Genomic DNA, 25,254 nt, shown 5'->3' on the forward strand with positions numbered 1-25,254 from the left:
GATAAGGCCCATCTCGGTTGCGCCCAGCGGAGCTGAAGCCAGCGACTCAGGATGACGATGTTCCAGCCAGGTCTTCTCGTCACCAAAGTTCACATCAAGATCGGGTTCCCAGACATCTTCGCGTCCGGCACTGAAGCCAAAAGTACGGAAGCCGGAATTTTCCAGCGCGACGTTACCCGCCAGAATATACAGGTCAGCCCATGAAATTTTCTGACCATATTTTTGTTTAACTGGCCAGAGCAGACGGCGGGCCTTATCCAGGCTGACGTTATCAGGCCAGGAATTTAACGGAGCGAAGCGCTGCTGGCCGCGTCCGGAACCCCCACGACCATCAGCAGAGCGATAGGTGCCTGCGCTGTGCCACGCCATACGAATAAAAAGTCCGGTATAGCTGCCCCAGTCAGCGGGCCACCATGACTGTGAGTCAGTTAGCAGCGCCTTAAGGTCGCCTTTAAGCGCGGAGTAATCTAACGTGCTGAATTCTTTGCGGTAGTCGAACGCTTCTCCCAGCGGATTAGAACGATCGGAGTGCTGGTTCAGCAAATCCACGCGCAACTGATTTGGCCACCAGTCACGGTTGTTAGTGCCGCCGCCAGCACTTTGGTTAAGATTGCCCTGATGAAAGGGACATTTCCCTGCAGATAAAGCGTTGTGTGAATCAGTTGGCGTGCTCATTTTTATGCTCCGTTTTTATTCCGCCGTTACGATATCTTTGTTTTTTGATAACTCATACCTGAATTAATCTACGGATTTGATAGTTTTTGCCTTTGTTAAACCGGGCAACTGCCGGGTGTGCATCTGAATCAGCCTGGCGGCTAAAGCGGCAGGGCCAGCAGATTGACGAAAACCCGTGCGGTTAACGCCGCGTCTCCCTGGCTGGTTGTTATACTTGTGTAAAATGTAGAAACGGGAGTGAGTATGAAATTAGGCTTCGCTTGTAAATATCTTAATGAGGAATTGGTACAACTGTTTCCTTTCAAAGCGACAACCCGCAAGCGGTTTTTAAGCTTAAATAATGAAGAGAGGATAGAGCTGGTTTATAAGCTTTCAGAAAAAAACCTGAAGAACCTTTTTTTCATCTTTGAAAAGTTGGCTAACCTGCCCGAAGCATTACGGATGATGAGAATCGGGAGTGATTTGCTGCCTTTATATACTGTTCCCGAGGCAACGCTATTATACCGGGATTTTTTGCCAGATTTATATCCTTTGTTCGTAAAGTGTGGCGATTTTGCTAAAAAGAATAATATACGTTTGTCTTTTCATCCGGGACAATATTCTGTTCTGGCATCCGATAATCCGCTGGTGGTTGAGAGAGCGTTAGAAGATGTTGAATATCATGCAATGTGTGCAAAATTAATGGGTTATGGAAAAAGCTTTCAGGATTTTAAAATAAATATTCATATGAATGGAAAGAAAGGCTTCGAAGGTTTCCAGCAGGCTTTCGATCAGCTTAGCCCTGAAGCAAAACTGATGTTAACCGTGGAAAATGACGAACTTTCTTGTTCGTTAGATGATGTATTACAGGCTAAACATCTCTGCCCCATCGTGTTAGATATTCATCACCATTGGGTCAAAGAAAATGAATTTATCAAGCCTGACGATCCTCGGATCGCAGTAGTCAAAGAATCATGGAGAGGCGTTAGGCCGGTATTACATTACTCTGTCTCGCTGGAAAACCTGATTCCCGAGCAGGGTTTCCCCGATCAAAATGTATTAGGGTTATCAAAAACAAAATTACGGGCGCATTCAGATTACTATTTCAACGATACTTTAAACGACTGGGCGTTGTCTTTTAGGGATTTTGATATTATGTGCGAAGTGAAAATGAAAAATATAGCCAGAGACAGGTTATATGAACATGTTCAGTCAAATAAAAATCATCACTAAAACGTTGCCAGCATGATTTGTCGCGCTCGTTATGCGGATGTATTCATCAAATGAGAATAACTTCATCATGATTATTCATTTTTCATCATCAACTCGGAGGGGTAAGGTAAGCACATCCCAATTAATGAAGAGAATGATGCCATGACTGAATATGCTGTTTCACGCAACCCTACTTCCGGCGAGATTCTGGCGCGCTACCCCATGCAAAGTGCCGATGAGCTTGAGCAGACACTGATCCGCAGCGCACAAGGTTTTAACCAGTGGCGCGCTACGCCGGTGAAGCAACGTTTGCAGGTGTTGAGCCAACTGGCCGCTCAGCTTCGCCAGCGCCAGGATGAGTTGGCACGCATGGTTACCCTGGAAATGGGCAAACCGATCGCTCAGGCGCGGGGAGAAGTGCTCAAATGCGCCGATCTCTGCGATTGGTATGCCGCCAATGGCGCAGCGATGCTTGCGCCGCAGGCCACGCAGGTTGCAGATCAGCAGGCGTGGCAGGAGTTTCGTCCGTTGGGGACCATTCTTGCCGTGATGCCCTGGAACTTCCCATTTTGGCAGGTTCTGCGCGGCGCGGTCAGCATCCTGCTGGCAGGCAACGCTTATCTGCTGAAGCACGCGCCAAACGTGATGGGCTGTGCTTATCTGCTGCATGATCTGTTTGCCGCTACCGATATTCCGAATGGCACTTTTGAAATCATCAACGTTAACAATGACGGCGTCTCCGCCGCGATTAATGACGATCGCGTTGCTGCCGTGGCGGTCACCGGCAGCGTCCGTGCCGGCGCTGCCATCGCAGCTCAGGCGGGCGCCGTGCTGAAGAAAACCGTGCTGGAACTGGGCGGCGCGGATCCCTTTATCGTGCTGGCGGACGCCGATCTCGATGAAGCTGTGAAGGCAGCCGTGATCGGTCGCTTCCAGAACAGCGGCCAGGTCTGTATGGCGGCGAAACGTTTTATCATCGAAGCGCCTGTTGCGGCAGAATTTGAAGCGCGCTTTGTTGCGGCAGTACAGGCGCTGCGCATCGGCGATCCGCTGGATGAAGCTAACTATATCGGGCCGATGGCGCGTTTCGATTTACGTGATGAGCTGGATGGACAGGTGCAAAAAACCCTGCAGGAAGGGGCGCGTCTGGTGCTTGGCGGTGAAAAGCTGGCAGGTGAGGGCAACTATTACGCGCCGACCATTCTGGCGGACGTCAGCGAAAATATGACGGCCTTTAAAGAAGAGCTGTTTGGCCCGGTGGCGGCCATTACCGTGGCGCAGGATGCCAGACATGCGTTGGAGTTGGCGAATAACAGTGATTTTGGCCTCAGCGCAACCCTGTGGACAGCGGACACGACGTTGGCCGATGAGATGGCCGCACAGCTGGAAACCGGCGCCGTGTTTATCAACGGTTACGGCGCATCCGATCCACGCGTTACCATTGGCGGCGTGAAGAAGAGCGGTTACGGTCGTGAGCTGTCGCACTATGGCGTGCATGAGTTCTGTAATATCCAGACAGTATGGAAAAACCGCCGTTAACCACGGCAAATTTTCTTATCTGAACAAAAGGTCGCGCAATGCGACCTTTATTATTGGTCATGTTTCGCCAGAAACGAGCTAACACGTACATCGTTAACCGGGTTTTTTACTCAGCGAAGGAAACCCCTCAGCCAGGCTATCGATTAATGCCCTGACCGCAGGGGGAAGGCCCCGGCGTGTGGTAAACACCAGATGAACTCTTCCCGCCTCGCTGCGCCATGCCGGAAATAGCTGAACCAGCTCTCCGTTTTCCAGCGCATGCCGACAAATATGATCGGGCAGAAAAGCGATGCCCAAGCCGCCCACCGCTGCCTGGCGAACGGCGGTAAAATCGCTGCAACTCATACGCGGCTGATGACGAAGCCGGAAAGGGACCTGATTTTCCGCCTCCAGACACCATTCAATCTCGCCGGGTTCATCGCTGGTCGCCAGCGTGGGCGCATTTTCCAGCGCTGCGATCTCTGTGCCCATTTGGCCTGCCAGCTGCGGGCTGGCAACGAGAATGCGGTATGAGACGCCAAGCGTACGCATAATCAGTTCCGCATCGCTGGTCAGCGCCGTGCGTATCCTCAGCGCCACATCGATACGCTCTTGAATCAGATCAACAGGACGATCCAGCGCGATAATTTGTAGCGTCACTTTGGGATAACGATGCATAAAGCGCAGGGTGATATCGGATATCACTTCCACCATGCCGGTCGGGCAGCTAAAGCGCACTCTGCCATGCGGTTCCGTCTGCGTCTGCATAATCAGGGCTTCAGCCTGTTCCGCTTCCAGCAGCATGGCGCGACAGCGCGCATAGAAGGCTTCGCCCACTTCCGTCACTCTGAAACGGCGGCTGGTGCGCTCGATCAGCCTTACGCCTAATCGTGATTCCAGCTCGGCGACGCGTCGGCTGAGTTTGGATTTCGGCTCCCGAATAGCGCGTCCCGCAGCAGCAAAACCACCGTGCGCCACTACCTCGGCGAAATAGCGGTAGTCATTGAGATCGGTTCGCATAATGCCTCCTGTCGTTCAGTTTACAGAACGATGGATACCATATTTGCTCTCTTTTTGCATCATCGTCCCGGTGGTATCGTCATTGTCGAGAAATCAATCAACCCGATACAATGAGGATTAAACAAATGTCTGACAAATTCGCTAAAAAAGTTGTTGTGGTGACCGGTGGCACAAGCGGTATTGGTTTAGCCACAGCGAAAGCCTTTGCTGCCGAAGGCGCTGTGGTTTTCATCACAGGCCGGCGTCAGCAGGCGCTGCAAAGCGCGCTGCGCAACATTGAAGGCGATGTCACTGGCGTGCAGGGCGATATGAGTAATCTCAGGGACATTGACCAGCTTTACGATGCGGTGCAGCAGAAACATGCCCATATTGATGTGCTGGTGGCGAATGCGGGTGGCGGTGAGTTCGCTGCGCTGGGATCCATTACTGAAGAGCATTATGAACAGACTTTTAATACCAATGTGAAAGGGGTGCTGTTTACAGTGCAAAAAGCGCTTCCCCTGTTACGCGATGGTGCTGCCATTGTCCTGACCTCGTCGACAACCAGTATCTCCGGCACGCCTGCGCTCAGCGTTTATTCAGCGACCAAAGCGGCAGTACGTAACTTTGCCCGCAACTGGATCCTCGACCTTAAAGAGCGTCGCATTCGCGTGAATGCCATCAGCCCTGGCGTCACCGAAACGGCCGGACTTGATACGCTGTTTGGCGGAGGCGACCAGGCAGAAGGAACAAAAGCTTATCTGGCCAGCCAGATTCCGGCCGGACGCATAGGTCAGCCGGAAGAGATTGCCAAAGCAGTGCTTTTCCTCGCCTCAGAGGATGCCAGCTACATCAACGGCATTGAGCTGTTTGTCGATGGCGGGCAGGCCCAAATTTAAAGCGCGGCAGCGCATTTTTATGGAAGCGAATAAATATCTGATGTCCAGCCGTCAAAAAAAAGCCCGCATAGCTGCGGGCATTTCAATTAATGTGCCGGTTCGCCGTGGGCATGAGGCGACTGGACAACATGGGAGAGGTCGATCGATTCACGTGCCCGGTTGAGATCGTAGGTTGCCTGCATTGCCAACCAGAGGCGAGCGGCAATGCCTAAACCAGCCTCAAGCCTTAAGGCCATTTCAGGGCTTATTGCGGTTTTACCGGAAGCAACTTTACTTAAGGCTGAGGGCGAAACGTCCAGATCCTTAGCCAAAGAGCGGAGACTTACTCCATAGTCTTCCAGATATTCCGCAATCAAGCCTCCCGGATGAGGGGGATTGAACATAGTCATTAGTGATAGTCCTCCAGATTTAAAATCCAGGCATCGCCATCTTTAAATTCGAAAGTTATCCGCCAGTTGGCGCGAACGGTAATAGCGTACAAATTCTGTTTATCACCTTTCAAAGAATGGAACTTAAAGCCCGGATAACTTTTAAAATCTTCCGTTGTTGTCGCATTATCGAGAGCCAGCAATCTGAGTTTTATGCGCTCTGCATCCTTTGCCTGAACTCCGCTCGTGTCGCCTTTTTCATACAACTTCTGCAGGCCTTTATGCTTCCAGCTTTTGATCACGGTTGGTAACTCCTGTTTCGCAACGGGAAACAGTATAACATATGTTTCTCAACGGGAAACAACCAGCTTAATAAAAAATCTGCAAATGCACAGCGCCTCAACAACGCCTGTTTTACCGTCTCAATCTCTTTACCGCACGCATTCCGCCTCTTTCATTGCACACTCACTGCTACTCTTGTGAATATATTTTGCCGTAGCCATGCAGGCCACGGTTTTCGTCAAGGAGCAGCACGACTCATGGTCATCAACAGCATTGTGTACCGTCACGGAAAACGTAACGAAAATATCTCATTAGAAGAGGTCGGTGACGTCCTCACTGAAGAAAAGGTATTTCTCTGGGTTGGCCTGTGGCAACCCGACGCCGAATTTATGCGCGTGCTTCAGGCGAAATTCGGCCTGCACGATCTGGCGATTGAAGATGCGCTGACCGCGCATCAGCGTCCCAAAATCGAACAGTATGGCGATTCACTCTTTATCGTGATGAAAACGGCCAGGCTGCAGGATGACGATCAAATCCTTTTTGGCGAAACGCATTTCTTTGTAGGCAAAAACTTTCTGATTACCGTACGGCATGGCGCCTCGGAAAGTTATGCGCCGATTCGTCAGCGGGCAGAAGAGAATACCACCATGCTGTGCGAGGGGCCGGGCTATGCGCTCTACTGCATCCTGGATTTTATCGTGGACCACTACAGTCAGATAACCTCTTCTTTAAGCAATCGCATCAGCGATATGGAAGACGCGATGTTTCGCACCGAGTTTGACCGCCAGACGGTAAAGAATGTCTACATCCTGCGTCGCCAGCTGCTGGCGCTGCGCAATGCGGCGATGCCGGTTGATGAGATTTGTCAGCAGCTGGTGCGTTTTCACGAGGATGTTATTCCAAAATCCCTGCGCGCCTATATTCGCGATGTGCAGGATCACGCTCACCATGTGGTGATTGATGCGGAAGATATGCGCGAAATGCTCACCAGCGCCATGCATGTGAATCTGGCCCTGGTTTCCGTTCAGCAAAATGAAGTTGGCAAAAAGCTTGCCGGCTGGGGTGCGATCCTGATTATTCCCACCATCATTTTCAGCATGTACGGCATGAACTTTGAAGATATGCCGGAACTGCATGCAAAGCTGGGCTATCCGGTAATTCTGGGCGTCACTCTGGTAATCTGTCTGGTGCTCTGGCGCAGATTAAAGCGCTCGGGCTGGCTGTAGCGCCGGAAACTGCAAAGGCAGCCGCCCGCGTTGCAGAGGCGGTCGGCTGCTTTTCACGCTTATTTCAGATGTTGTTTCAGTTCGGATGCAGCCTCAAACAGGGCAGTTTTCACTGCAGGTTCGTTGCTCAGGGCATTCAGCAGGCCGTAGTCATGAATCAGACCGTTATAGCGGGTAACGGTAACCGGCACGCCAGCCGCATCCAGCTTACGTCCGAACGCTTCGCCTTCATCACGCAGTACGTCCAGCTCAGCCGTCTGAATCAACGTCGGCGGCAGGCCTTTCAGTTCCCCGGTCGTTGCACGCAACGGTGACGCCAGGATGTTATTGCGGTCGGCCGCTGAGGTGGTGTAGCTGTCCCAGAACCATTTCATCATATTCTTCGTCAGGAAATAGCCGCTGGAGAACTGGTTGTATGACGCCGTATCGAAATTCGCATCGGTCACCGGCCAGAACATCACATCATAACGAATCGCGGGAGTATGGTTGCGTTTAGCCTGTAAGGCGACCGCTGCCACCATGTTGCCCCCTACACTGTTGCCCACCAGCGCCAGACGCGAGCCGTCAACGCCGATCTCATCGCCATGCTCCGCCACCCATTTCGTCGCTTCATAAGCCTGAGTAATGGCAACAGGGAAGTGCGCTTCCGGCGACGGATCGTAGTTAACAAAAACAGCCGCCGCACCGGATTGCGTAACCAAATCGCGCACCAGACGTTCGTGAGTTGGGTAATCACCTAATACCCAGCCGCCGCCGTGGAAGAACATAAATACTGGCAGCTTACCGGTTACGCCTTCTGGTTTTACGATAGTCAGCTTCAGCGGCTTACCCAGAATCTCAACGATTTTCTCGGAAACCTGCGCCGGTGGCAGCGTTGCCCCTTGTTGCGCGCCGATCAGCACCTGACGTGCCTCTTTCGGCGAAAGCTGCTCAATGGGTTTACCGCCGCCAGCATTTAAAGCGGAAAGAAATTTTGCCACGCCCGCTGTGGGCGCAGGTTGATTGTCAGCCCAGGCTGAAGAGATCGTCATTGTCGCTAACAGTGCTGCGGTCAGTGCTTTCGCTTTGGTGGTCATCGTCTTTTCCCTTAATCATTGGTTGCTATTTTATAGTGCGCTATCTAACTGGTGCTAAGCATGACAGAGTTTATTTACATTGCAAGCGATTTATTTTCGCACGAGTTAAACGGGTAGGGATGGCTGCTGCAGATTCTTCTGAAGGGATCGCATCAGAAACAGGTGGAAAAGGGATTGACAGGATCAGGGCGAACCGCAATAAGTCGGCCGAACGGCAGAAAAAACAGGAAAATATGCTGGATTCTCAAAAAAATGCTCACAGCAGCAGAGCGCAAAACTAATAGAGGATCGTGTAATAGTTTTGGAAACAAAATAAGCATCCGCCTCGACAGCAGGTCTTAGAAATCAGTAAAATATGAATGGTTACCCTAAGGTGAATAAAAAATAAATAAATTATTCATATGCTTTTTTTAGTAAGTAGCAGTGAACCTATTACTTTAATGATCTATATCAAAGTTGCTATGAGTTATTTTAGTAGATTGCTAATTGTTTTATTAATCGCCGAAAAAATAACAGATAATTATAAGCATCTGTGATTCTTCAGCGTCGGCCTCTGGCCGGTAATTTTCCCTGGTGTTGGCCACTGGCCGCCTGATCTCTTTGTTTAACGGAACAAGGAGATCAGGTATTTTTTTATCCTACTGTGATGTCAGATAACATACTAGCTGTACTAAAGTACAGGGAGTGCAGGAATATTCCTACAAAACAGCGATGGCAGGCTTAAATAATGACTTTTCCCAATATTAATCAGGAAGCCTAAATGAATAAAGTTGTTGAGTTTTTTAGCATGAATTTTGATCAACTACCTCATCCTCAGGTAAATGAGCTTTACCGGTTAAGACATAACACTTTCAAAATTCGACTGGACTGGCAGGTTAACAGTATTAACGGTCTGGAGTACGATGCTTATGATACTATGTCAAAGTCACCCCTTTTCGTATCAATAACAAAAAAGAGATACTTCAGGTTTAAATGATTATGCATTTAATGAATTTTTGCCTCAAGAGTAAAGCTCTGTCAGGCCAATAGTTGCAAAAAACTACCATGTAGCTGACTGTTAGCCCCAGGAATTTAGTTTTTTATTATTCAAAAGATCAAGGTCAATGCTTAATTTTACAGCATGTCTGGCATTGGAAACACCCAGTTTTTTGATGATATTATGAATATGAAACTTAACGGTTCTTTGTGAAATGCCAAGGATGATTGAGGTTTCGAAATAGGTTTTTCCAACCCCAATCCAGTATAAAACTTCGCACTCTCTCAATGAAAGGCGGTTAGCACTGCTTTTCTGTACCGTATCGTACAGGCGAAGCATTTTTTGATGGATAGAGATAAACAAGGACTGTATTTTCTCTCTGTTTTCCTGAGTCCCGATACGATATTTTTCAAACCCTATAAGCGATAAAACTGTCAAATTGTTTTTATAATCATGCAAGACAAACGTATGGCCAGATGCAATGCTGTGTTTTTTTGCAGCATCAAAAATATCAGGGGTAGTATGTCCGTAAGGTATGAACGTCTCTTTTTTCCAGGGAAAATCCTGAACGGTTTTCAACGATTTTATTATTACCGGGTCAATGAGTTGATAGTGATTTTTCAGATAAATATCAAACCAGACTGGATAGTTATTAATTATGGCTATTTTTAACGGTTCTTTCTTATCCATAATGGCATAAGCATAAACCTCCTTCTTAAAGGGCATGAAAGCCTGATTAAGTGCTTGCTTAATCGTATCATTGATTTCCTTATTGTTATAAAAGTTACTGATCATTTTAATTCTCATTATTTGACGGACATATTGAAAAGGTTTGCCCATGAGCGAAGGGTAAACTTCTATAAAATTTTACGGATTTTTGCAAAGAAGAACTTAAGTTATTATTAGTTGATATTAAAAATCCTTTTTTTCCAGTTATTACTCTTTCGTTTTGCGAATTACAGAACTGCGTAATAGTTATAGCAACAGAAGCAATAGCAGTGGGTATCCAAACGTAGCACTATGCCTGACGGCCGAAGTGTGAATGAACAAGCAGTGAGAATATCCATATTTCTCTTTTCAAAGCAATACTGTTATGCAAATCGTAGCCGTCTTCATTGATCCGCTGCAAGGGATAACATGCCGATTACCCCAGCGAAAATGCTGGCGCACGCCATCCGTAATGAACGAAAAAAGCAGCCTCTCAGCCAGGTTGAAACTGCAGACAACGTGGGTTTAAAACAGGCCACCCTCTCGGCGTTGGAAAATAATCCCGATGGCATCCGGCTGGATACCTTATTTAAAATTCTGTCCGCGCTGAACTTGCAACTGACAATCGTGCCGCGTGGGCAAACTAAACAGCATAACCACAGCGATCTGGGGTGGTGATGGTGGAACGGCTTCAGGTTGTTGATCACGTAGCCGATCGGTTACCGGAAGGATTTCCGCTGGATGTTGCGGATGCCATCTCCAGCGGAGTAAAAAAGCAGGCGGCGAGGCTTCCGGACTGATACAGGCGCCTTACGCCACCCGCGTAGCGCAATCAGGCCAGAATACGCTTCGCCCACTCGGCAATCTCGTCACCGCTGCCGATATCAGGCTGAACCAGTCCATTAATCATAAAGGTTGGCGATACGTGGATGCCGTTCTGGCGGGCATATTTACAGTGCCATTTGATTTCATTCTGCAACTCCGGTCGGGCAAAAGCGTCCGACAGCTTCACGCCGCTGTATGCTTCGATACGCGCAATGATTTCATGCGGTGTGGCATCCATATTGGGTCCGGCGCAGTGATCGGTAAATTCAAACTCTTCGCGATGATCCGCTACCGCGCGCATCACTGCTTTTGCCGCCAGTTTACCTTCGGGCAACGTGGAGGCGGCAAGAATAGCGCGTACGATCACGCCAGAGAACATATGCCACGGCTGCGACTGCAGGCGAATCTTCAGCGTCATATTCTCTTCGCCGACCTGATCCAGCAGCGCGTCGAATTTATTGAAAGCGCGTACGGAAAAAGGGCAGGTTGGTTCAAGAAACACTTCAAATACTTTCACACCCTGACCCCAAACCAGCGGATCGGCGCGTAGCGTCTGTGCCTGATTCATATCGTCTCCTTAAACAGATAATCAAAAAAAGATACTGTGACAAATTGCAGGCTGTGGTGCCAGCTACGATTCGCGTCCCGTCAGCTTAAAGATGGCCCGACCGGCAAGATTCAACGCTTCGCTCAGGTCCGTTTGATTCTGAGTGCTGTTTTTTTTCTTTACACTTTCAGGAACGTCTTAAAAGTACAGGATAACTTTTATCGGGCGGTCAGAAGCCGCGATGAAAGCAGCAGGAGAAGCTATAGTTACAAACTTATGTCGGCTCGTTAAACTCATCGGAACTGAAAAGCTGCGCATCTCCTGATACATTTCACGGGGTGAAGACAACAGAAGCATCAGAAAGAGGGCAAATTTTGTTTACTGAACTTTCCTGGAAAATTATCCATCAGATCATCAATCAGACGATTAAAGAGATGGTGGATGAGCAGCAAACGCTGGATGTGTTGTCACTGCGTGCGCGGCTACGGGAAATGGCCGAAAAAGAGACGGATGAAGTGATGGTGCTCTGTTACTGGCAGGCCAGTAAGGTTCTGAACCGTCTGCCGGCTACCGTCACCGCAAATCAGCTGCTGCACGCTGCGCGTCATGCATTCAGGACGCCGCTGAATCATGAGCTGTCTTAGCACTATCACCATTTAACGCCCAGTCCGGTGGTGAACTGGCGTTCGTTCAGCGTGTCGCGTGTGCCGCTGACAAGGTTATGATGATAACCGATATTCAGCGTTGACCAGGATGTCAACGCATAGCGCAACCCCACTTCGGCATCCATTGTGAAGATAGCGTCCTCATCCAGCGAGTGGCCAACATCGCCATTGCTGTAGAGCGTGATGGTCTTGCCGCGCAGGTAACGCTGGTAGCTCCAGCGCAGCGAAGCGCCGAAATGATTATCTTCCGTCCCGTCGCTGTAGCCATAGCCAAAGCCGCCGCCCAGGAAAGAGAGCGAGAAAGAACCGAGTTCGTTATCCCAGAACTGGTAGCCCGGCCCGGTGCCGAGCAGCGTCTGGCGTGAAAGATCTTCAACCCAGTCGCGTTTGTAGCTGGCGCGCATCTGCCAGAAATATTGCTCGCGCAGACGATAATCCAGCGCATAGCGCAGGCTGTAGTTATCAGTGTTGACGCTGTTGTCTTCTTCCTCCCGATCAAAAGTGCCGCCAAAATTGTGCCGCCAGTTACCTTTGCTGACTTTGTTGTTGAAAGACAAGTTGTAATCCTGCGTGTCGGTGGAGGCTTTTTTAATATTTACACCAGCGTCGATATTGCCAGTCCAGGCGAGCTGGTCAGTTCTTACCTTCGCTTTCATAAACTCATCGATACGCTGCGTTGACACTTTTTCTTCCTGCTCATCTTTTTCCACCCAGATATAACCTGGATCGGAGGATGAAAGTCGCACCTGATAGCCTTCCCCGGTGACTTTGTTTTGCACCGTCACGGGATTATCACTTGCCAGGGTGCTGACGGCGCTCCAGTTGAGCGTCACCGTACCGGCATAAGTGGTATCCAGCCCCAGTTTGCCGTCGCTGAGGTAGCGTACCGTGCCGCTCAGACGGTCGCCGTTAGTGAGCCAGACGGTGTCGGCCCGAGTAACAGAACTGTTAACCAACAGAGCAAGGGCAGTAGAAAAGGTAACAAACGGAAAAGTGACAGGTTTCAGAAGCATCGTCCATTGAGCGGTTTAAACCGGAATTCACAATGGTAGCCAAAGAATCGTTAAACGGAGCGGGATAATGCAGGAATCCGGAATTATCTGCCGCACGCAAAGGGACGCGACAGAGTCCATACAAGAGAGTAACAGACGAGCGCCAGAGTTAACCGCGTTGAGCGATACGCTGGTCCTGCCAGACGCGGGTGTCAGGTCCACACAGCAACACCGGATCACCGCCTTCCAGACGCTCAAAAAATCCCGCCTTCATCTCCGGGCTGATACCGGCGCCGCACCACATCAGGTAATGCATCGGCTGCTGACGGAAGGGAACCGGCGTGCCGACCTGTAGCGACAGCTCGACATGAAAGCCCTGACCGGTAAGCCGGATCGCTTCCAGCCAAATCTCGGTGTCGTCGCGTACGCTTACCGCTTCCAGATAGATATTAACGTCCTGTTTTCGCGAAAGATGCAGCGCACGGCAGGCGTGTCTGACCACCGCATAATGAAAGCGCGCCAGGCGTTTTGCCGCACCAGCACGATGATCGTTGCGCAGCCAGTTATTTAACGGTCGCAGCAGGGCGTTAACCAGATCGTCGCCGCTGTAATGCGCAGCGCTCTGGCGCAGGGTTTTATACAGCTCATCGTCGTTGCCATATTCCAGCTGGTAAAGCAGATCGCCTTTACGAGCCGACCAGCCTGCAACGCTCAGCGGCTGTTGATTTTGCAGCGCACCCAGCATCTCCGCTGGCGTCGCGCCGGTGTTGCTCAGTGCGAGTACCATACAGATCAAATCAAACTGACTGTCGCTGTAGCCTTGTTTACTCGCTGGCCGCGAAATCAGTCCGGCGTGCCGCCAGTGATAAAGTGTAGCGGGTTGAACACCCGTAAGGGCACAAACAGAATCGATAGTAAGAAAAGGCATACAGACTCCCTTTTTGAGGGAAAAGACGGCCGTTAAAGCCGGGGGTGAACAAACAGTGTGAGCCTCTCTGATGAAAAAAGATACCGCAAATAAGGCGAACACTCAGAAACAACACAATATAAAACAGTAATCAAAAGCTGATATAAGCATAACGCTTTGAAGAATTACAGCCAGGTAACTGAAATAAATAGATTTTATAGAAAATGTTACACTGTCACAACAACCGTAAAGGCAATGTTCTCATGCTGAAAAAAAACGTATTAAAGCTCCAATAAATGCAAAATATAAACGCCAAGATAAAAAAGACCCCTCCCGCTGTGCTTTACATTCATTACCGCTGGCAGCAGGGTTATTCGGCCAGTTTATCGCAGGCTATTTTATATCAAGCACATTGCGGTGCGTTAATTATCCGGCAGCAGATGCGGTAAAACGTTGCTATCAGCGCTTTGCTACACTCAGCCCGATTAATCCACTCACACTGAGGTAATGAATGAAAATCAAAAGCTACGCGGCGATGGAAGCGGGTCAGGCTTTAGAACTTTATGAATATGACGCGGGCGCACTGGATGCGGAGGATGTGGAGGTTGAGGTCGATTACTGCGGCGTTTGCCACTCCGATCTCTCCATGATTGATAATGAATGGGGGATTTCACAGTATCCTCTGATCGCTGGCCATGAAGTGATAGGCCGCGTCTCTGCATTAGGCGAAGCAGCAAAAAGCAAAGGATTAAGCCTGGGACAGCGGGTAGGTATCGGCTGGACGGCAAAAAGCTGCCAGCACTGCGACGCCTGTATCAACGGCGATCAGGTGAACTGTCATCAGGGCAGCATACCCACCATTCTGAATCACGGCGGTTTTGCCAGCAAGCTGCGCGCTAACTGGCAATGGGCGATTCCGCTGCCGGAAAAACTGGATATCGAATCAGCCGGTCCGCTGCTGTGCGGCGGCATTACGGTATTCAAACCGCTGTTGATGCACAAAATTTCCGTTACCAGCCGGGTGGGCGTGATCGGCATTGGCGGACTGGGCCATATCGCGATTAAAATCCTGCGCGCTATGGGGGCGGAAATCACCGCCTTCAGCTCTTCCCCCGCCAAAAAACAGTCGATTCTCGATATGGGCGCTGACCATGTGGTCAACAGCCGCGATCCCGAAGAGCTGAAAAAGCTGGCCGGACAGTTCGATCTGATTCTCAGCACCGTTGCGGTGGATCTCGACTGGCAGCCATACTTTGATGCGCTGGCGCCGAAAGGCAATTTCCATACGGTAGGCGCAGTGATGAAACCGTTCCAGGTCGGCGCATTCAGCCTGATTCAGGGCGACCGTGCGGTAACCGGTTCTTCCACCGGTTCGCCAGGACAGATGCGTTCGCTGCTGAAGCTGGCGTCACGCGCTGATATCGCGCCGAAGGTGGAATTTTTCCCGATGTCGAAAATCAACGACGCGCTGGAGCACGTGCGCGCCGGTAAAGCCAACTATCGTGTGGTATTAAAAGCGGACTTCTGATAGCAAAGAGTGCGCGTCCGGTAGCGAACGCGCACTTACCCTTACTGTTGCGGCTCCGCTTTTTCGCCGAGGAAAAAATACCAGAGCGGCACGGAAAACAGGCCGGTAAACACGGCGGTATAAAGCACAATCATCATAATTTGCGTGACGTAGAGCTGCAGCGACCATTCGCTAAACGGAATGTGATACTGATCGATGGCGCCGCCTACAATCGCCTGGGTAATCACCGACGCGGCAATCAGCGACACTACCAGTACGCCAATAAGAAACTGACGTTTCTCTTTTTGCCTGACCGCGACCGGCTGCGCCTTCACGTTCTTTTGCTCTGCGGCCGTGGTTAACGAACGGGCAGGTACCCTATCCTGGCGCTCCCAGCGCACAATATCGATCGACATAAAAATCAGCAGGCTGACGCCCATGACCGGCAGGCAATATCCCAGCGCCAGCGCCACGGCGAACGACGCGATCTTCCAGTAAAGCGGCAGCGCCAGCCAGCTGGCCACGAGAGTCTGTGAAGGGCTGACGGCTGGCGCCGCCGGTCTGCGCAACCACCACATGCGATAGCCCAGCACGATCATCATACAAAGACCAAGGCCGAATGCCGCGAGGATAAGCTGATTCGGCAGGCCAAACAGGATGCCCATATGCGCATCCACGCCCCAGCGCGTGAGTTTCGCCACCAGCGGAAAATCATTGAACCTGACGTAATCGACAATGCTGAAATTATCGGGATTCACCGAAACCGCATCCACCTGTGTAGGCCAACTGCGATCGATTTCCGTGACAGTCCAGGCGCTGTGCTGTTTTTTTGGCTGACGCAGCTCAACTTTGGCAGCGTCAATCCCGTTTGCACGCGCGGCGCTTAATACGCGATCCCAGTCGCCATCGGCACGGTTGCTGACGGGCTTGTTCATCGGCATGTCGCTCATGGCGGTGTGATGATCGGCATGAGGATCGAGCGGCTCAGCAAGGGCGGAACGGTCAAGCGTGGTCGTGACCTGCGGCGTCAGCCAGCCGAGTTCGCTACGCATTTTGTTGATATTGTTTCCGGCCCACTGAGACCAGGTCAGCCCGGTGATGGAAAAAAAGATCAGGCCGAGCAGCAGAATCAGGCCGAGCGTGATATGCCAGTGACGGGCAACGGCGAAGCGGCTCAGGCTCTTTTTCGCCTGACGACGTGGACGATAGCCCAGCCACAGCACCACGCCGCACAGTGCAGCAACCCAAAGCCAGGAAGCGGCCAGCTCGCTGTAGTTGCGGCCAAAATCGCCCAGGAGCAGTCCGCGATGCAGCTGATCGATCCAGGTTCTCAGCGGCAATACGCCCGACGTTCCGTAGACCGTCATATCGCCCTTCACCTGTAGCGTGTAAGGATCGATAAACAGGGCGCGGGATTCTGACTCGTCGAGATGAGGCGCGACAAACTGCACGCGCGTGGTATCAGTCGCGCCGGGGGCGGGACGCACGGCATAAATTTTTGCCGTTGCGCCGACACGTTTGCGTGCGGCAGCGATCTGTTCAGAAAGCGGTTTCGGCGCGCCCTGAGGTTGCGCGGTAAGCGCATCCGCAAAGAGAATATTTTCAATTTGCGGCGTCAGGACATAAAGCACGCCGGTAAGCGCCGCGATAAAAATAAAGGGCGCAACAAACAGGCCAATATAAAAATGAAGACGACGCACAAGATTCAGTACCGCGCCGCGGGGCGCCGACCGATTTACAGTTGAATAAGACATAGCCAATCCAGTTCTCAGGATAACAGGGTGCGGCCACTATTCCGACAGATTCAATCCGCAGAAAAATGACCGGTTAATCTTAAGAGGTTGTACCGGATAAGGCCGGGGGCGGAGCGCGCGGATGATGAAAACCCCAGGGCTGACGAATAACTGGCGCGCTGACGGTAGCCATCGGCGGCGCACGGGAAATCAACATCATCAACCAGATGAAAGGGATAAAAACCCAAACCATCAGCGGGACGTGCACCAGCAGATCGCAATAGCCGCAGGCAAATTCGCCGTCCGGCATGGCACTGTGGTCCATGGTCATCATGCTGGTTTCAGCGCTTTGCATCTGCACGGCAGCGCTGTGGTGAGACGATGAGGAGGCAGCTTCAGCCTCCATGTTAAGGGTGCGCATCTGATGACGTTCAGCCAGGGTTTTGGATACCACCGGCGCCACAAACAGCAGCAGCACGGCCAGTATCGCAATACAGGCTGTGAGTCGTTGTTGAGTGGTGCGTGATAAAACCATCCGAAACCGCAAGTTGCTTAAACGTCAGGAGCGGCAGTTTAACGCGAAGCGAGAAAAAGCGTAAAAAAATTTGCAAGGCAAGAGGGACGTACGCAGACGTCCCGGTAATATCAATGGCCGCTGACGGTGCCGCTATCCACTGTTGGCGCGTCAAGGCGCACCAGTAAGCAGAGCAGGGTGGCATCGCGGGTGGCATTGATGGCAGGCAGCGCATCGTCGTTGCTGCTGGCCGCATCGCCTTTTCCCAGCTTTTGCTCGCCAAGGGTAATTACGCCGTCCAGCACATAGAGCCAGCTGGCGAACCCGTCAATCCGCGGTGCTGCCAGCGTATGATCTTTTTCCAGCCTGACATCATACACCCAGACCTCCTGACGGATATCCAGCGGCGCGCCGCTGCCTTCCGGCGCGGCCAACAGGTTCCAGGCATTGTCGCTGATGCCTGCCGGGCGATCCATAAACTGCACGCGCCCTTCGCCATCCGCCGCGTTCGGCCGGATAATCACCTGCACGGTTTCCGCCTGCACAATCGGCGTTGACTCTTCATGGCTGACACCGCTGCCAGCGCTCATCATCATCAGCTTCTTAGCGGAGAGCGGCGTGCGGTTGCCGTTGGCATCTTCATGCACCATTGAGCCGCGCCAGACGTAAGTGAGAATCTCATCATTAACATGCCGGTGCATCGGCACGCGCGAACCCGTTTCCAGCGTGGCGTGATCGACAATCGCCAGCGGGCCGAAGGTGCTGCCGTTATCAGGGGAATGCATGTGACCAGGGCGCAGACGACGAATGGTAAAAGGGCCGTACTCAAATTTCTGAGTAGGATCGGCACGCATAATGTTGATCATATTTCCTCCCGACTCGCTGGTTAAATAAAAAACGTTTCGCTTAAAAGAGCAAAATTTTTGATGATAATTCAGGCGGCCGGTTTTACGCTCCGGCTAGATTTCATTGCAATAAAAGAGAGAGTAAACCTCAGGGGGAGGAAAGAAAAGTGGGCAGGTTTGCTGTAGTAACTCAGAAAAATTGATGAAGAAAAAATAATCGGGTAAGGTGTGATGCAAAGGCAGCCAGCATAGTGCGCGAAGCACTATGCTGGCTGAGCTGTGGGTCAATTAACCGAGCGTGCTTTGAGAGCGCAGCTGGGTTTTCACATTTTCCGCCGAGCGTTTTCCGGCCAGAAACGCGTGATCGGAATTGTAATATTCCCACTCGCTGTAGCGGCCTGACAGGTGGATATCCTGCGTCAGCAGCCACTGGCGGATCAGCGTCACGTTCGCCTTACGGGCATGATCGTAAACCACATAGGCATAAGGCATATCGACTTCGCTGGCGGAGAGAATCACATCATCGGGACGAATCATGCCTACCTTGATGCAATCTTCCACGCAGCGGGCGATCAGCGCATCTCCTTCCAGCGGCAGCGGCTTATCGTCGCAGTAAGTGATCTCACAGGTCAGGCCACAGGCGCCTTCCGGGCTACAGAACGGGCTGGCGTTGCCCTGCACAAAAATGCGGTGGAACAGCGTTTCGCCCGGATAGTAGATCCAGTGTTTCTCGGTAAGATCCGCCCGGCCAACGCCGAGATTCACGCAGCGCACCGAAACGTGACGCAGCTTTTTCGCCGCCGCCTGCACGTTTTCCGGCACTTCATCACCCATCAGCTTAATCAGTTCCGGCAACGGCATGGTGTTGATCATCTGCTCATAGCGATAGTGGCGTCCATCAGCCAGAATCGCGATATGCGCCTGCGGCAAAATTTTCACGATGGCGGCATTGGTTTCCAGCGTGCATTTCAGATGGGGCAGGAAGCCTGACACCAGCGCCTGAAAACCGCCGCGCAGCGGATAACCGAAGCGGGCATTAGGGCCAAGGGGTTTCCCCAGCGGCTCCAGCGCGCCTTCGATAATTTGAGACAAATCCGGTAGCGGCACGCGGCCGCCCAGCCAGGAGGTTTCCATTTCCGACAGCGGCAGCTTCCAGAGTTTTTTGTTATAGGGCAAAGCAAAGTGACGAGCGATCCCTTTGCCCCAGGTGCGCAGAATAAACTGCTCGAAATTCTCAGAAACCTCTTCTTCGCTGCCTGACGCGCAGTTTTCGCCATCCGGCACGGCGCCATCGGCACAGCAGTCGCGGCGATAAGTGCGGCTTTCCGTGCGCAGCGGACTTTTCACGGAAGCAACATCCAGCGGCAGGGTGCGCGCTTCCGTTTCGCCATAGCGCGCTTCTATCGCACCGAGGATGCACTCTTTGATCACATCCGCTGGCAGCCCGTAGAGCGCGGACTGGAACGGGTAACGGGTATAAACGCCGTCGTTATAGACCCAGGCCTCACGCGCCTGCCAGTGCAGGTTTTCGCCCAGCAGCATCTCATAAAGCTGCAACACATAAGGATCCTGAGAAAACATAATGTGGCCAGCGTAATCGAAGGTAAAACCGCTATCCTCGATGGAGCGGCACCAGCCGCCCGGCGTGGCGTTTTTCTCCAGCACCACGGCGCCTTCGCCATAGTGATAGCCTGCGCTCAGGCCGGTGGGACCGGCGCCGATAATCAAACAGGGTACCGTTTCTGACTCCTCCGTCAGCGGCGTCAGCCAGGTCACTGCCGGTTGAACCGCGGAGGCTTCGTTATTGCCTTGCGTCGTATCGGTGGTTTTCGCCATCGCCTGATGCATCAGCCGGTGCATCTGCTCTGCAGTGCGATCCCAGGAAGTGGCAGCCACTTTTGCCTGCATCTGTTCAGCCAGCGCCTGACGCGCCTCGGGCGTAAGTCGCAGCGCATTCTCGCAGGCCTGGATAAATTCCGCCTGGCTGTGTGCGATGGCCACCAAACCTGCATAGTGCCGTTCCACATCGGCGATCGCGGTGCTGACGATCGGCAGCTGCGCGGCCATATACTCCAGCACTTTGGTCGGGCTGATGTAGCGCGTCGAGGCGTTAAGGGCGAAAGGCATTAAACAAACATCCCAGCCGGCAAGAAACTGGGGAAGCGCCTGATAAGGCTGCTGTCCAAACCAGTGAATATTGCTGCGCTGCGGCAGCATTGCCGGATCGATTTTCACTACCGGTCCCACCATGATGATCTGCCATTCCGGATGACTGTCGGCGAGGGCGGCGATAAGCTCCAGATCCATACGCTCATCAATCACGCCGTAGTAACCGAGGCGCAGCGGCGGCAGTGCTTCCTGTAGCGGGTGGCCGTTATTGCGGTCCAGCGCCTGCTCAAAATGCACCGCATCAACGCTGCTGGGTAAGCAGTGAACATGGGGATGCTTGCTTTTTTTCGCCTCATAAAGGCTGGTGCCGCCGGTAAAGACCAGATCGGCGCGGCTCAGCAACGCTGATTCACGCTGCTGAAGCTGGCGCGGCGCCTGATTAAACGCAGAGAGCTCATCCATGCAGTCATAAATCACCGCACACGGCTGGAAAGGCGTCAGCAAAGGCAGCGCCATCGGCGTATAGAACCAGACCAGCGGACGCTCATCTTCATCAATCAGCGTGGAAAGCAGCAGCTGGAGCGGGGCAATCTGGCTATCATGAAAACCAGGCGCATCGATCTCAGTATGCGGCTGAATCACGGTAATGTTGGGCGCAGGAGAGCTTTGATGGATGCCTGCCGGCCCCGCCTGGTGGAGCGGTTCTTCAATAAACAGGATTTGATAATGTTGCGCCAGGCGCGTCAGTAAATGTTGCGGGCGCTGAAAGACAAATCCCCAACGCAAATGGCTGAATACGATTAAGTTTGGTTTTTTCATACCCTTCTCCTGAGCCTGCTTGGCAGATGAGATAAACAATTGAAAATGCCGCAGCGACCGTTGCGCCTGGCGCAGCGCATGGGCGTAAGGCTGTTGTAATTGACGCGCATAAGGATCGGGACCATTCCGGTCGAGATCCCAGAGTCCGCTGCGGGTCCAGAATTGGGTGTCCTCCCACTGCGGCCGATCGATAATCGGATAAAGACAAATCCCTACCAGCTCCACGCCGGCGAGCTGCGCCTGGGCAACCTGCGCGGTAATCTGCGTGATCCAGGCGCCGCGTCCGCTGCCGACATGGCCGGTTTCCGCCAGCAGCAGCGGTCGCTGATAGCGTTGATGCAGGGCGATCAGCAGCGCGTGCAGCGGCTTGCGTCGTCCGTCGCCCAGATGCCAGGAGAGCCGCTGTTCGCTGTTGGTTTCCCATTGGTTGGCGTGGTAATAGTTAACGCCAATCAGGTCGAGATAGTGCGGCGCGCCACCCAGCTCCGGCTCGCGTTTTCCGGCGAGCATGTCCCAGGCCTGATACTGCGATTCACGCATGATATGCGTAAGGTGATGGCACTCTTCGTTATCCTCGTCCGGCTCTACATGAACCAGCGGATCGCAGTGCAGAATGCGCGCCCGGGGATCCGCCTGCCAGATAGCATCGCAGGCGGCCAGCGTTGCGCGGATGAGCTGACGCTTGGCGGCATCGGCCCGATCGCTCTCCGGGGCATCCGGAGCATTACTAAAGACAAATACCCCGACGGAAAGGCCCCAGCTCAGAAAAGAGATCTCATTCATCGGCGAATAGACCGGTGAATCGGAATATAAGGGAGCAAGGAATCGCGCCAGCGCGCCGCAGAAGGCGGCGAAGCGTGGGATAAACTCCGGAGAAAACAGACTGAGATCTTCGGGCCAGCCGTAGTGACAAATCGTCCAGCTGATCTGAATGCCTTGCTCACGCGCGGCCTGCATACGGATAGCCACGGAGGAAAAGTCATAGCCCAGCTCGGTCTCGGTAAGACGCCAGCCCACGCTTTCGCGCACCGTATTGATATTGAATCGTTTGAGTTCTGCGTAATCTTCCCGTACCCGAGCCAGATGGCCGTTGATTTCATTCATCGACAGCCGTTCGCCCTGAGGGTTGATATGATCGGCACCTTCATAGCCGGCCTGCCAAAAGCTGGAAAATGGCGTCATCCCGGTTCCTCTGATGGGTTACAAATAAAAACAGTTACGCTGACAAGCTATCTGCGGACGGCTTATCGGTAGTAAAGGCAATTTTGCGCAGACTGGCGGGCACCACCATTCTGATTGAGCTGACAATCCATGCTAAAAGCGATGAAAAATCATACGCGGGCCTGGCGAGATCAGGCTCGGCGACGACATGTGAGAGATAGCGTGGTGAGATCAGAAACGCTATCGATGAGATGACCCTCTCTGGTTTCACGTTCGGACTATCAATAAATGATTAGTTTCGAAGTGAAATCTTTTTTTGAAAGTATAGGCAAGGCGCGCGGTTGCGCAAGGGACTGAACAGAAAAGAGAAAGCACAGCGGCAGGCGAATCGTCCATGATAATAATTATGCGCGGATCTGATATCGGAGGTGAAAATCTGAATTGCGGGTCTCTGAAACAGGAAGCCGATTCGGTTATCTGTGAGCGCGCCGTTTCGCTGCACCATAGGGGTGCCTGGAGCGTTTTCTCTGCGCCTTTTCGGTGAGTGAAAGCAGCGCAAAGTGGCGCGACAGCGGCCTGCGCCTGTGATTACAACTCTGGCATTTCTCTTGCATATGTTATGCAACATGCAGGAGCGATAGCGGGTAACCGGTGTCACTGTACAATTTGAAAATGGGTCACTAGGGTTCCGGTCGCAAGACGCTGGTCCGAGAGTGACCGACCGCTCTCTGGCGGTTACACGGCGGGATAAAAGCCCGGGAGGATAGCGCGATCTACTCGCTGCCTCCTGCTTTTATTTCACTCCGCCACCGTCAGAGGAAACATTATGTTTACACGCTTCGCACGTCTGCTTCTGCTTTGTAGCCTCGCGCTGTTCAGCCTCAATACCTTTGCCGCCAAACCTACCTTTAACATCTGCTGGTCGATTTATGCCGGCTGGATGCCCTGGGACTATGCGCAGCAGAATGGCATCGTGAAAAAATGGGCGGACAAATACGGTATCGATATCAAATTTGTACAGGTCAACGACTATATCGAGTCGGTAAACCAGTACACCTCTGGCGGATTCGACGGCTGCACCATGACCAACATGGATGCGCTGACCATTCCGGCCAGCGGCGGCGTCGACAGTACCGCGCTGATTGTAGGCGATTACTCTAACGGCAACGACGGCATTCTGGTCAAGGGTGCAGACAGCGTCGCGTCGCTGAAGGGCAAGCCGATTAACCTGGTTGAACTTTCGGTGTCCCATTATCTGCTGGCGCGGGCGCTCGATAAGTCCGGCATGAGCGAAAAAGATGTCAAAGTGGTGAATACCGCCGATGCCGATCTGGTAGCCGCCTTTACCACGCCGGAGGTCAACGCGATCGTGACCTGGAACCCGCTGCTGGCGGAAGCGCAGAAGCAGCCGGACAGCCATCTGGTCTTCTCTTCCGCCCAGATCCCCGGCGAAATCCTCGACCTGCTGGTGGTCAATACCGAAACCCTGAAGCAGCACCCTGAGCTGGGCAAAGCGCTGACCGGCGCCTGGTATGAAACCCTGAAAATCATGTCCGGTCCCTCCCCGGAAGCGAAAAAAGCACGCAGCCTGATGGCGGAAGCGTCCGGCACCGACCTGGCCGGATTTGATCAGCAGCTGGCCGCAACCCATCTGTTCAGCGATGCCAAACTCACTCTCGACTTTATCGAAACTACTCAGATCAAAACCACCATGCAGATGGTCGCCGAGTTTTCCTTTAAGCATGGCCTGTTGGGCGACGCCGCGCCGGGTGCGGATAGGGTCGGCGTGGAAACGCCTGCGGGCGTCTGGGGCAATGCGGAGAACATCAAGCTTCGCTTCACCGATCGGTTCACCAAACTGGCCGCGGCAAACCAGCTGTAAAGCGGGGAAGGCTCAATGCGTAAGATGATCAATTACCAACCGGTGCCGATGGCGCGCTTTATGATGGGATTTTTGCCGCTGCTGGCGTTGCTGCTGATCTATCTGCTGGCCTCCGATGCGCGCCTGAGCCTGAACGCGGCGGATAAGCTGCTGCCGGGCTTCAACGCAATGGGAGAAGCGGTACAGCGTATGGCCTTTCAGCCCAGCCCGCGTACCGGTGAATACCTGCTGTGGAGCGATACTGCCGCCAGCCTGTTGCGGTTGGTCATGGGGGTGGCGATCGGTGCGATGCTGGCGCTGACTTTCGGTCTGTTCTGCGGCGCGTTGCCGGTAGTGCGCGCCTTTATCTCGCCGCTGATTACCCTGTTTGCGCTGGTGCCGCCGCTGGCGGTGCTGCCGATTCTGTTTATCTGTTTTGGTCTGGGCGAAGCGTCAAAAGTGGTGCTGATCGTTATCGGTATTACGCCGCTGATCGCCCGCGATTTGATGTTGCAGGTGCAGACCATTCCGCGTGAACAGCTGGTAAAAGCGCAGACGCTGGGGGGACACAGCGCACAGATCCTCTGGCGCGTCATTCTGCCGCAGCTGATGCCGCGTCTGTTTGACGCCGTGCGGCTGTCGCTCAGCTCGGCGTGGCTGTTCCTGATTGCCGCCGAGGCGATCGCCGCCACGGAAGGGCTTGGCTACCGCATCTTTCTGATGCGCCGTTATCTGGCGATGGACGTGATTCTGCCTTATGTGGCGTGGATTACGCTGCTGGCCTTTACTCTCGACCTGCTGCTGCGCCTGATCGGCCGCCGCCGCTGGCCGTGGTACTACGCGAAATAAGG

25 protein-coding genes and 1 riboswitch are annotated in these 25,254 nt (G+C 52.7%); of the genes, 12 read left to right on the top strand and 13 right to left on the bottom strand.

Features of this window, described 5'->3' with window-relative positions:
• Positions 1-675, bottom strand: a 675-nt coding sequence (locus tag ABU178_RS17765) for a peroxidase family protein (RefSeq protein WP_397217366.1), incomplete at its 3' end; no start/stop codon positions are given.
• Between the two features lie 243 nt (positions 676-918).
• Between ABU178_RS17765 and ABU178_RS17770 the strand changes: the two genes are divergently transcribed.
• Positions 919-1,887: a UV damage endonuclease UvsE gene (locus tag ABU178_RS17770; RefSeq protein ID WP_397217368.1), complete on the top strand. Its 969-nt coding sequence runs from the start codon at positions 919-921 to the stop codon at positions 1,885-1,887.
• Positions 1,888-2,028: 141 nt separating this feature from the next.
• Positions 2,029-3,405: an aldehyde dehydrogenase family protein gene (locus ABU178_RS17775; protein WP_397217370.1), complete on the top strand. Its 1,377-nt coding sequence runs from the start codon at positions 2,029-2,031 to the stop codon at positions 3,403-3,405.
• 93 nt (positions 3,406-3,498) lie between these two features.
• Here the strand turns inward: ABU178_RS17775 and ABU178_RS17780 are convergent, their stop codons facing one another.
• Positions 3,499-4,404, bottom strand: coding sequence for a LysR substrate-binding domain-containing protein (locus ABU178_RS17780; RefSeq protein WP_397217372.1), 906 nt, complete (start codon positions 4,402-4,404; stop codon positions 3,499-3,501).
• Positions 4,405-4,529: 125 nt separating this feature from the next.
• On the opposite strand from ABU178_RS17780, the gene ABU178_RS17785 reads away from it, so the two are divergent.
• Positions 4,530-5,282: an SDR family NAD(P)-dependent oxidoreductase gene (locus ABU178_RS17785; protein ID WP_397217374.1), complete on the top strand. Its 753-nt coding sequence runs from the start codon at positions 4,530-4,532 to the stop codon at positions 5,280-5,282.
• A gap of 86 nt (positions 5,283-5,368) precedes the next feature.
• On the opposite strand, the gene ABU178_RS17790 is transcribed toward ABU178_RS17785, so the two are convergent.
• Complete coding sequence (locus ABU178_RS17790; RefSeq protein ID WP_397217377.1) at positions 5,369-5,671, bottom strand: HigA family addiction module antitoxin; 303 nt, start codon at positions 5,669-5,671, stop codon at positions 5,369-5,371.
• Complete coding sequence (locus ABU178_RS17795; protein ID WP_397217379.1) at positions 5,671-5,952, bottom strand: type II toxin-antitoxin system RelE/ParE family toxin; 282 nt, start codon at positions 5,950-5,952, stop codon at positions 5,671-5,673. The genes ABU178_RS17790 and ABU178_RS17795 overlap by 1 nt, the downstream gene beginning before the upstream one ends.
• 237 nt (positions 5,953-6,189) lie before the next feature.
• On the opposite strand from ABU178_RS17795, the gene corA reads away from it, so the two are divergent.
• Positions 6,190-7,158 carry a magnesium/cobalt transporter CorA gene (corA, locus tag ABU178_RS17800; protein ID WP_397217381.1) on the top strand — a complete coding sequence of 323 codons (969 nt, stop codon included), beginning with the start codon at positions 6,190-6,192 and terminating at the stop codon, positions 7,156-7,158.
• 59 nt (positions 7,159-7,217) lie between these two features.
• Here corA and ABU178_RS17805 read toward each other — a convergent pair whose 3' ends face one another.
• Positions 7,218-8,234: an alpha/beta hydrolase gene (locus ABU178_RS17805; protein WP_397217383.1), complete on the bottom strand. Its 1,017-nt coding sequence runs from the start codon at positions 8,232-8,234 to the stop codon at positions 7,218-7,220.
• A gap of 119 nt (positions 8,235-8,353) precedes the next feature.
• Here ABU178_RS17805 and ABU178_RS17810 point away from each other — a divergent pair, with 119 nt between their 5' ends.
• Together ABU178_RS17810 and ABU178_RS17815 are read left to right on the top strand one after the other, a co-directional pair.
• Positions 8,354-8,515 (top strand): hypothetical protein, encoded by a 162-nt coding sequence (locus ABU178_RS17810; RefSeq protein ID WP_397217385.1) that lies wholly within the window; start codon positions 8,354-8,356, stop codon positions 8,513-8,515.
• A 506-nt stretch (positions 8,516-9,021) separates the two neighbouring features.
• Positions 9,022-9,210 carry an acyl-homoserine-lactone synthase gene (locus tag ABU178_RS17815; protein ID WP_397217542.1) on the top strand — a complete coding sequence of 63 codons (189 nt, stop codon included), beginning with the start codon at positions 9,022-9,024 and terminating at the stop codon, positions 9,208-9,210.
• An 81-nt stretch (positions 9,211-9,291) separates the two neighbouring features.
• Here ABU178_RS17815 and ABU178_RS17820 read toward each other — a convergent pair whose 3' ends face one another.
• A complete protein-coding gene (locus ABU178_RS17820) occupies positions 9,292-10,005 on the bottom strand; it encodes a helix-turn-helix transcriptional regulator (RefSeq protein WP_397217387.1) in 714 nt (237 codons plus the stop codon).
• Positions 10,006-10,347: 342 nt separating this feature from the next.
• Between ABU178_RS17820 and ABU178_RS17825 the strand changes: the two genes are divergently transcribed.
• Positions 10,348-10,596 carry a helix-turn-helix domain-containing protein gene (locus ABU178_RS17825; protein WP_397217389.1) on the top strand — a complete coding sequence of 83 codons (249 nt, stop codon included), beginning with the start codon at positions 10,348-10,350 and terminating at the stop codon, positions 10,594-10,596.
• Positions 10,596-10,718 (top strand): hypothetical protein, encoded by a 123-nt coding sequence (locus ABU178_RS17830; protein ID WP_397217391.1) that lies wholly within the window; start codon positions 10,596-10,598, stop codon positions 10,716-10,718. The genes ABU178_RS17825 and ABU178_RS17830 overlap by 1 nt, the downstream gene beginning before the upstream one ends.
• 32 nt (positions 10,719-10,750) lie before the next feature.
• Here ABU178_RS17830 and ABU178_RS17835 read toward each other — a convergent pair whose 3' ends face one another.
• A complete protein-coding gene (locus ABU178_RS17835; RefSeq protein WP_397217393.1) occupies positions 10,751-11,311 on the bottom strand; it encodes a DsbA family protein in 561 nt (186 codons plus the stop codon).
• A 353-nt stretch (positions 11,312-11,664) separates the two neighbouring features.
• Here ABU178_RS17835 and ABU178_RS17840 point away from each other — a divergent pair, with 353 nt between their 5' ends.
• Positions 11,665-11,934, top strand: a complete 270-nt coding sequence (locus tag ABU178_RS17840) for a hypothetical protein (RefSeq protein ID WP_397217395.1) — start codon at positions 11,665-11,667, stop codon at positions 11,932-11,934.
• 5 nt (positions 11,935-11,939) lie between these two features.
• On the opposite strand, the gene ABU178_RS17845 is transcribed toward ABU178_RS17840, so the two are convergent.
• Both ABU178_RS17845 and ABU178_RS17850 read right to left on the bottom strand, forming a co-directional pair.
• Positions 11,940-12,968, bottom strand: coding sequence for a DUF481 domain-containing protein (locus tag ABU178_RS17845; RefSeq protein ID WP_397217397.1), 1,029 nt, complete (start codon positions 12,966-12,968; stop codon positions 11,940-11,942).
• Positions 12,969-13,116: 148 nt separating this feature from the next.
• Positions 13,117-13,875: a MerR family transcriptional regulator gene (locus ABU178_RS17850; RefSeq protein ID WP_397217399.1), complete on the bottom strand. Its 759-nt coding sequence runs from the start codon at positions 13,873-13,875 to the stop codon at positions 13,117-13,119.
• A 490-nt stretch (positions 13,876-14,365) separates the two neighbouring features.
• On the opposite strand from ABU178_RS17850, the gene ahr reads away from it, so the two are divergent.
• Complete coding sequence (gene ahr / locus ABU178_RS17855) at positions 14,366-15,382, top strand: NADPH-dependent aldehyde reductase Ahr (protein ID WP_397217401.1); 1,017 nt, start codon at positions 14,366-14,368, stop codon at positions 15,380-15,382.
• 41 nt (positions 15,383-15,423) lie between these two features.
• Here the strand turns inward: ahr and ABU178_RS17860 are convergent, their stop codons facing one another.
• From ABU178_RS17860 to ABU178_RS17875, 4 genes are all read right to left on the bottom strand, one after another.
• Positions 15,424-17,115 carry a DUF2534 family protein gene (locus tag ABU178_RS17860; protein WP_397217403.1) on the bottom strand — a complete coding sequence of 564 codons (1,692 nt, stop codon included), beginning with the start codon at positions 17,113-17,115 and terminating at the stop codon, positions 15,424-15,426.
• Between the two features lie 79 nt (positions 17,116-17,194).
• Complete coding sequence (locus tag ABU178_RS17865) at positions 17,195-17,629, bottom strand: DUF2946 domain-containing protein (protein WP_397217405.1); 435 nt, start codon at positions 17,627-17,629, stop codon at positions 17,195-17,197.
• A 110-nt stretch (positions 17,630-17,739) separates the two neighbouring features.
• Complete coding sequence (locus ABU178_RS17870; RefSeq protein ID WP_397217407.1) at positions 17,740-18,474, bottom strand: pirin family protein; 735 nt, start codon at positions 18,472-18,474, stop codon at positions 17,740-17,742.
• A 267-nt stretch (positions 18,475-18,741) separates the two neighbouring features.
• Complete coding sequence (locus ABU178_RS17875) at positions 18,742-22,563, bottom strand: NAD(P)-binding protein (RefSeq protein ID WP_397217409.1); 3,822 nt, start codon at positions 22,561-22,563, stop codon at positions 18,742-18,744.
• Positions 22,564-23,211: 648 nt separating this feature from the next.
• Positions 23,212-23,306, top strand: a riboswitch (guanidine-I (ykkC/yxkD leader).
• A 62-nt stretch (positions 23,307-23,368) separates the two neighbouring features.
• Between ABU178_RS17875 and ABU178_RS17880 the strand changes: the two genes are divergently transcribed.
• Together ABU178_RS17880 and ABU178_RS17885 are read left to right on the top strand one after the other, a co-directional pair.
• The gene (locus ABU178_RS17880) at positions 23,369-24,424 is read left to right on the top strand and encodes a putative urea ABC transporter substrate-binding protein (protein ID WP_397217411.1); all 1,056 of its coding nucleotides are present in this window, start codon (positions 23,369-23,371) and stop codon (positions 24,422-24,424) included.
• Positions 24,425-24,439: 15 nt separating this feature from the next.
• The gene (locus ABU178_RS17885) at positions 24,440-25,252 is read left to right on the top strand and encodes an ABC transporter permease (protein WP_397217413.1); all 813 of its coding nucleotides are present in this window, start codon (positions 24,440-24,442) and stop codon (positions 25,250-25,252) included.
• The last annotated feature ends 2 nt before the right edge of the window (positions 25,253-25,254 follow it).

The organism is Pantoea osteomyelitidis, assembly GCF_044342975.1.
Taxonomy (GTDB): domain Bacteria; phylum Pseudomonadota; class Gammaproteobacteria; order Enterobacterales; family Enterobacteriaceae; genus Pantoea; species Pantoea osteomyelitidis.

What these genes read in the sequence shown, in the direction of transcription:
- ABU178_RS17770 (WP_397217368.1), top strand. Translation starts at nt 919, where the DNA reads ATGAAATTAGGCTTCGCTTGTAAATATCTTAATGAGGAATTGGTACAA.
- ABU178_RS17775 (WP_397217370.1), top strand. Translation starts at nt 2,029, where the DNA reads ATGACTGAATATGCTGTTTCACGCAACCCTACTTCCGGCGAGATTCTG.
- ABU178_RS17780 (WP_397217372.1), bottom strand. Translation starts at nt 4,404, where the DNA reads ATGCGAACCGATCTCAATGACTACCGCTATTTCGCCGAGGTAGTGGCG.
- ABU178_RS17785 (WP_397217374.1), top strand. Translation starts at nt 4,530, where the DNA reads ATGTCTGACAAATTCGCTAAAAAAGTTGTTGTGGTGACCGGTGGCACA.
- ABU178_RS17790 (WP_397217377.1), bottom strand. Translation starts at nt 5,671, where the DNA reads ATGACTATGTTCAATCCCCCTCATCCGGGAGGCTTGATTGCGGAATAT.
- corA (WP_397217381.1), top strand. Translation starts at nt 6,190, where the DNA reads ATGGTCATCAACAGCATTGTGTACCGTCACGGAAAACGTAACGAAAAT.
- ABU178_RS17805 (WP_397217383.1), bottom strand. Translation starts at nt 8,234, where the DNA reads ATGACCACCAAAGCGAAAGCACTGACCGCAGCACTGTTAGCGACAATG.
- ABU178_RS17810 (WP_397217385.1), top strand. Translation starts at nt 8,354, where the DNA reads ATGGCTGCTGCAGATTCTTCTGAAGGGATCGCATCAGAAACAGGTGGA.
- ABU178_RS17815 (WP_397217542.1), top strand. Translation starts at nt 9,022, where the DNA reads ATGAATTTTGATCAACTACCTCATCCTCAGGTAAATGAGCTTTACCGG.
- ABU178_RS17820 (WP_397217387.1), bottom strand. Translation starts at nt 10,005, where the DNA reads ATGATCAGTAACTTTTATAACAATAAGGAAATCAATGATACGATTAAG.
- ABU178_RS17825 (WP_397217389.1), top strand. Translation starts at nt 10,348, where the DNA reads ATGCCGATTACCCCAGCGAAAATGCTGGCGCACGCCATCCGTAATGAA.
- ABU178_RS17830 (WP_397217391.1), top strand. Translation starts at nt 10,596, where the DNA reads ATGGTGGAACGGCTTCAGGTTGTTGATCACGTAGCCGATCGGTTACCG.
- ABU178_RS17835 (WP_397217393.1), bottom strand. Translation starts at nt 11,311, where the DNA reads ATGAATCAGGCACAGACGCTACGCGCCGATCCGCTGGTTTGGGGTCAG.
- ABU178_RS17845 (WP_397217397.1), bottom strand. Translation starts at nt 12,968, where the DNA reads ATGCTTCTGAAACCTGTCACTTTTCCGTTTGTTACCTTTTCTACTGCC.
- ABU178_RS17850 (WP_397217399.1), bottom strand. Translation starts at nt 13,875, where the DNA reads ATGCCTTTTCTTACTATCGATTCTGTTTGTGCCCTTACGGGTGTTCAA.
- ahr (WP_397217401.1), top strand. Translation starts at nt 14,366, where the DNA reads ATGAAAATCAAAAGCTACGCGGCGATGGAAGCGGGTCAGGCTTTAGAA.
- ABU178_RS17860 (WP_397217403.1), bottom strand. Translation starts at nt 17,115, where the DNA reads ATGTCTTATTCAACTGTAAATCGGTCGGCGCCCCGCGGCGCGGTACTG.
- ABU178_RS17865 (WP_397217405.1), bottom strand. Translation starts at nt 17,629, where the DNA reads ATGGTTTTATCACGCACCACTCAACAACGACTCACAGCCTGTATTGCG.
- ABU178_RS17870 (WP_397217407.1), bottom strand. Translation starts at nt 18,474, where the DNA reads ATGATCAACATTATGCGTGCCGATCCTACTCAGAAATTTGAGTACGGC.
- ABU178_RS17875 (WP_397217409.1), bottom strand. Translation starts at nt 22,563, where the DNA reads ATGACGCCATTTTCCAGCTTTTGGCAGGCCGGCTATGAAGGTGCCGAT.
- ABU178_RS17880 (WP_397217411.1), top strand. Translation starts at nt 23,369, where the DNA reads ATGTTTACACGCTTCGCACGTCTGCTTCTGCTTTGTAGCCTCGCGCTG.
- ABU178_RS17885 (WP_397217413.1), top strand. Translation starts at nt 24,440, where the DNA reads ATGCGTAAGATGATCAATTACCAACCGGTGCCGATGGCGCGCTTTATG.